Raw genomic sequence first — 5683 nt, forward strand, 5'->3', positions numbered from 1 at the left:
GCCTCGTCGATGGCGTTGTCGACCACCTCATAGACCATGTGGTGCAGGCCCGAGCCGTCGTCGGTGTCGCCGATATACATGCCGGGGCGCTTGCGCACCGCGTCCAGGCCTTTGAGAACCTTGATGGAATCGGCGCCGTATTCCGGCGAGGCGTCAGTCTGATCGGTCATGAAAACGTCGGCTCAGGGTCCGCGGACGGACAGGGAAAAGACGGCCTCTCAGCCGTCCGCATCAGGTCGCAATTCAACGCGCCCCGACGCCGATAACATATAGGAAATTCGGAGGGAAAAGCCACCTCTTGTCCTTCTCCCCTTGAGGGAGAAGATGGGCGCCGAAGGCGCCCGGATGAGGGGTGTCAGCGCGAGGTTCAGATACGGCGGCACAGGCGGAACAACCGGCCGAAGGCGCCGCCGTCACCCCTCATCCGTCAGGCTTCGCCTGCCACCTTCTCCCTCAAGGGGAGAAGGAGAGAGGAGCGCCCCGCCCTCTACGCTCACGAACTGCGCCCGCCCCTCCAGGGCCGCGAACAGGCCGCGCTCGGTGCCGGTCATGAAGGCCTGCAGCCCAAGCGCCTCGATCTCGTCGAACAGGGCGGCGCGGCGGGCCTTGTCGAGGTGAGCCGGGGCCTCGTCCAGCAGCAGGACGGGTTGCGCTTTCTGGCCCGCGAGCCGCCCGACCTGGGCCAGGATCAGATTCAGCACCAGGGCCTTCTGCTCCCCCGAAGACCCCTCGGCGGCGGGCCGGTTCTTCTCGCGATGCAGCGCCGTTAGGTCCGAGCGATGCGGCCCGAACAGGCTGCGCCCCGCCGCCGCGTCGCGCGCCCGCGCCCGCATGAAGCCCTCGCCCAGCATGCTGAGGATATCCGCCTCGTCCGCCCCCGTCGCCGCCAGCTCCTCGGCCGGGCCGCTCAGGCCCAGATCGGCCTGGGGGAAAGGCCGGTCGTCGCGCGCGTCGATGCCCGCCTGCAGCGCGCTCAGCGCCCGCGTCCGCGCCAAGGCGGCCCGCGCCCCGGCCTCGGACAGCCGCGCCTCCAGCGCATCCAGCCACAGGGGATCGGCGGGCCGCCCCTCAGCCCCGTCGGTCAGCAGCTTCAGCCGCTCGCGCAGGGCCTTTTCATAGGTCGAGACCGTGGCCGCATGGTCGGGATCGGCGGCGAAGACCAGCCGGTCGAAAAAGCGCAGCCGGGCCGCTCGCGCGTCGGAAAACAAACGGTCCTGCTCGGGCGTGGCCCAGACCGGGCGCAGGTGGTCCAGCAGCCGTCCCGGCGGCGCCGTCTCGCCGTCGATGCGGACGATGCGCCGCGCCGCGCCCGGCGTCTGCACGCCCGTGCCCAGACGCACCTCTTCGCCCACTTCATCCAGCGTCACCATGACGGCCCAGGCCCGGCCCACGGCCTCGCCCGGCTCGCGCCGCCCCATCTCCTGCGCCGTCGCCCCGCGCAGGCCCTTGCCGGGGGTCAAGAGGCTGATGGCCTCCAAGAGGTTGGTCTTGCCCGCCCCGTTCGGCCCATGCAGCACCACGGCCCCGCCGGAAACCGGCAGGCTGGCGCTCGCATAGGAACGGAAGTCGGTGAGGGCGAGAGAGGTGATCACAAGGCGCTAGGGTCGGGGCGGCGGCCCATAGCACCGACGCCAGTCATTCAGAACCTTGACGACATAGCCCGGCGACTCCCCGGGAGATACGGCGATTGCTCCATCCACTCCTGCCCTGAGCGACGGCAGGCGTCGGGCACGAAGCCTCGCGTCCGGCGTGAGGACATACCCCGCCACGGTCGCCCCACTGCGAAGCTCAACCAACTCGAAGCTCTGAATGTCTTCCCAGCGGATCAACCGGCCCCTTCTCAGACCCCGAACGCTGAACCCCTCCCGGGTCAGAACAAGCTCGGGGGGCAGGCACAGCCTGAGGAAGGACAGAAGACCGGCCGAACCGAACCCCACAATGCCGCCGATCGCGATGACATCGCCCGCTTCTTTCGAATACCTCTGAGACTCGAAGTCGCTGCCCAATGTCCAGACAGCGACCACCACGCCTGCGATCGCTCCAAGCGTCCGAAGCCCCGACTTCCACGCCGCCCCCCGAAAAACCAGACGCGGCTCGCCGTCGGTCAAATCACACTCGCAGCGGCATCAGCACGTACTGCACGCCCACGTCGGCCGGGTCGAGCACCAGGGTCGGCGACGCCGGGTCGGCGAATTTGAAGTGGGCGGTCTCGCCGGTGATCTGGCCGGCGACGTCCAGCAGATAGCGGGCGTTGAAGCCGATTTCGAACGGCTCCTCGGAATAGCCGATCTCGACCTCTTCCTCGGCCTGGCCGGCTTCCATGTTGCGGACCGTCAGCTTCACCCGGTCGTTGTCGAAGGCCAGCTTCACCGAGCGGCTCTTCTCGGCCGAGATGGTGGCCACGCGGTCGACGGCCTTGGCGAACAGGGCGTTGTCGATGTCGGCCTGCTTGTCGTTGCCCTTGGGGATGACGCGCAGATAGTCGGGGAAGGCGCCGTCGATGACCTTGGAGGTCAGGCTGGCGTGGCCGAACTCGAAACGGATCTTCTGCTGGCTGACCTGGACCTCGACCGAGCCGACGCCGTCGTCCAGCAGACGGCGGACCTGATCTACGGTCTTGCGCGGCACGATGACGCCGGGGCCGCCCGCCGCGCCTTCCGGCGCCGGGGTCTCGGCCAGGGCCAGGCGGTGGCCGTCGGTGGCCACGGCGCGCAGCAGCGGAATGCCGCCGTCGGCCACGGTGTGCAGATAGAGGCCGTTCAGATAATAGCGCGTCTCCTCGGTCGAGACGGCGAAGCGGGTCTTGTCGATCAGGCGGGCCAGGTCTTCCTTGGGCAGGGTGTAGCGCGCGCCCGAGGTCTCGGTGGACATGACCGGGAAGTCGCCCGCCGGCAGGACAGGCAGGTTGAAGCGCGAACGTCCGGCCGAGATCACCAGACGCGGATCCTCGCCCGAATAGGTCAGGGAGACCTCGGCGCCGTCCGGCAGCTTCTTGACGATTTCATACAGGGTGTGGGCCGGGGCCGTGATCTGGCCCTCGACGTTCACCTGGGCCTCGGCCTCGTCGACCATCTCCATGTCGAGGTCGGTGGCGGCGAAGGACAGGCGGTCGCGCCCGGCGCTCAGCAGCACGTTCGACAGGATCGGAATGGTGTTGCGGCGCTCGACCACGCTCTGAACGTGCCCGAGGGCCTTCAGGAGCGCGGAACGTTCGATGGTCAGCTGCATGTGGTCTCGCCCGGGCCGCGACGCCTTTTCAGCGTCGCCGTAAGGATGGGCTGGAACACTAGCGCATTGAGCGGCGGGGGCAACGGGGGGCCGACATCCGACGACGTCTGCCCCCGCTATCCACAGGCCTGATCCCCCCAACCCGCTCATCCCGGCCTTCGCCGGGGTGAGCGGAGAAGGCGTTTAGCCGCGCAGCTTGCGGGTGAGGGCCTCGACGTCGCGGGCGATCTGCTCCTCCTTCGGCATCAGCTCCTCGATCTTGCGCACGCCGTGCAGGACGGTCGTGTGATCGCGTCCGCCGAAGCGACGGCCGATGTCGGGATAGGAGCGGGTCGTGTGCTGCTTGCACAGATACATGGCGATCTGGCGTGGGCGGGCGATGGCGCGGGTGCGGCGCTCGCTCAGCAGATCGGCCTGCTTCAGGTTGAAGTGGTCGGCGACCGTCTTCTGGATTTCGTCCACGGTGATGCGGCGCTCGGGGCCGCCGCGCAGGGCGACGCCCAGCAGACCCTGGGCCTCGTCGACCGTCAGGGCCGACAGGCGGGCGCCGGCGACGGCGGCCAGGGTGTTCACGGCGCCTTCCAGCTCGCGCATCGAGCCGGGGGTGCGGTCCACCAGATGCTCCAGCACCTCGGCGCGGGCCTCGCCCGAGACGACGCCCAGCTTGGCCAGAGCGCTGAGACGCGCCTGCGCCACAGCGACCTTCAGGCTGCGGTCGGCGGCTTCGACCGGGCAGGTCAGGCCGGCGGCCAGGTGGCTGCGCAGGCGCGGCTCGACGTCGGTCAGGGCGGTCGGAGCGCGGTCGGCCGACAGGACGATGCGTTTGCCGTCCTCGATCAGCGCGGTCAGGGTGTTGAGCAGTTCTTCCTGGGTCGAGGTCTTGCCGCCGACGAACTGGACGTCGTCCAGCAGCAGCATGTCCGCCGAGCGCAGGCTTTCCTTGAAGGCCGCGGTCGAGCGGTCCTGCATGGCGCGCACGAAGGTCGAGAGGAAGCGTTCGGCGGTCAGATAGACCACCTTGGCGTCCGGGCGCAGGCGCTGCGCCTCCCAGGCGATGGCGTTCAGCAGGTGGGTCTTGCCGTAGCCGTAGGGGCCGCAGAAGAAGACCGGGTTGAAATGGCCGTCGGCCCAGCTGGCGACCTGCTTGGCGATGGCCAGGGCGAAGGCGTTGCCCTGGCCCTCCACGAAGCTGTCGAACGTCAGGCGTTCCTGCAGGCCGGCGGCGCGGACGGCGCGGGCGCCGTCGGTCGAGGGGGCGAAGGCCGAGGCGGCCATGGCCGAGACAGGAGCGGGGGCGATCACGCCGCCCACCGAGGCCAGGCGCGGGGCCTCGCCGGCGGGGAAGGCGGTGGCCGGGGCGGGCGAGCCCACCTCGGCGCGGCAGCGCACGTCCAGACGGCGCGACAGACCGTCCAGACCCAGCCACAGCTCGTTCATGCGACGCAGGGCGTTCTTGCGCACCCAGTCCCGCGCATAGGCGGTCGGCGTCACCAGGATCAGATTGCCCGAAGCGTCCAGCCTCACGGCCGAGGGCGCGATGTAGCTGCTGAAGGGCCCATCGCCGATCTCGGCCTTCAGGCGACCCGCCGCCTCGGTCCAGATACGGTCAGGATCCGTCATGCCCGTCATTAGTGCGCCCCCGATCATTCTCAGACACCCGCCAGAGTTAAGTTAGTCCACCGAACGAACGCCCTTCGAAGCAGCCAAATCCGGGACGACTTCTCCTGTCCCGCGAAGCCAGGCTTCGCGAGTGGGGTCGTACTCACAGACAGACATCTCCCGCCGAGGGAAACCTTTGATTTCCCTCGCCTTCATCCAGATTGGATGGAAGTGCGTTACCCCTCGAACTTACGCACAGCGGAGCGGAGATCAACGCTGATTCGAGTCGAGATTCGCACTTAAATTGTTTGACTCCGGCAAACCCCGGCACCGCTTGGGAAAATGGCGATTTCGCCCCATTTCCTAACGCTGGATTCCGTCGGCGACTTAGCGCCGAACAGCAAGACGGCGAGGGAGCTTGCGCTTCCTCGCCGTTGAAATCGTTAGATTTTCTTGCGACAACCCCGTTACGGGTCATCCGAACGCGTTAGATGACGTCGTTTGACAAAGGCGTGAAAGCCCGTCCCGACGTCGCCTAAATCAGGCGGCCGACAGCTTCTTCAGCTGGGCGGCCAGGCGCGAAACCTTGCGCGAGCCGGTGTTCTTGTGAACCACGCCCTTCGACACGGCGCGCATCAGTTCCGACTGAGCCGTGATGAAGGCGCTCTTGGCGGCTTCGACGTCTCCGCCCGTCAGGGCTTCCTGGAACTTGCGCAGGTAGGTGCGAACGCGCGTACGGCGGGCCTTGTTCACTTCGGTCCGCGCTTCGATCTTGCGGATCGCCTTGCGGGCGCCTGCATTGTTGGCCATCGGGTAAAAACCTTCGAACGAAAACGCCGCGAACCCACGTCCACGG

General features: G+C 68.0%; 5 protein-coding genes. All 5 read right to left on the reverse strand.

Annotation, left to right across the window (positions count from 1 at the left end; translation table 11 throughout):
- On the reverse strand, positions 1–170 hold a 170-nt coding region (locus VGE49_RS09295), incomplete at its 3' end, for a hypothetical protein (protein ID WP_331034283.1).
- A 243-nt stretch (positions 171–413) separates the two neighbouring features.
- Positions 414–1592 carry a DNA replication/repair protein RecF gene (recF, locus tag VGE49_RS09300; protein ID WP_331034280.1) on the reverse strand — a complete coding sequence of 393 codons (1179 nt, stop codon included), beginning with the start codon at positions 1590–1592 and terminating at the stop codon, positions 414–416.
- Positions 1593–2109: 517 nt separating this feature from the next.
- A complete protein-coding gene (dnaN, locus tag VGE49_RS09305; RefSeq protein WP_331034281.1) occupies positions 2110–3228 on the reverse strand; it encodes a DNA polymerase III subunit beta in 1119 nt (372 codons plus the stop codon).
- 183 nt (positions 3229–3411) lie between these two features.
- Complete coding sequence (gene dnaA, locus VGE49_RS09310) at positions 3412–4875, reverse strand: chromosomal replication initiator protein DnaA (RefSeq protein ID WP_414643624.1); 1464 nt, start codon at positions 4873–4875, stop codon at positions 3412–3414.
- A gap of 492 nt (positions 4876–5367) precedes the next feature.
- The gene (gene rpsT / locus VGE49_RS09315; RefSeq protein WP_105562740.1) at positions 5368–5637 is read right to left on the reverse strand and encodes a 30S ribosomal protein S20; all 270 of its coding nucleotides are present in this window, start codon (positions 5635–5637) and stop codon (positions 5368–5370) included.
- Positions 5638–5683: the final 46 nt, after the last annotated feature.

Source organism: Brevundimonas sp. (assembly GCF_036405315.1).
Lineage (GTDB): Bacteria > Pseudomonadota > Alphaproteobacteria > Caulobacterales > Caulobacteraceae > Brevundimonas.

Bases quoted from the DNA above. Each gene is read 5' to 3' on its own strand.
- dnaN (WP_331034281.1), bottom strand. From the start codon at position 3,228: ATGCAGCTGACCATCGAACGTTCCGCGCTCCTGAAGGCCCTCGGGCAC.
- dnaA (WP_414643624.1), bottom strand. From the start codon at position 4,875: ATGATCGGGGGCGCACTAATGACGGGCATGACGGATCCTGACCGTATC.
- rpsT (WP_105562740.1), bottom strand. From the start codon at position 5,637: ATGGCCAACAATGCAGGCGCCCGCAAGGCGATCCGCAAGATCGAAGCG.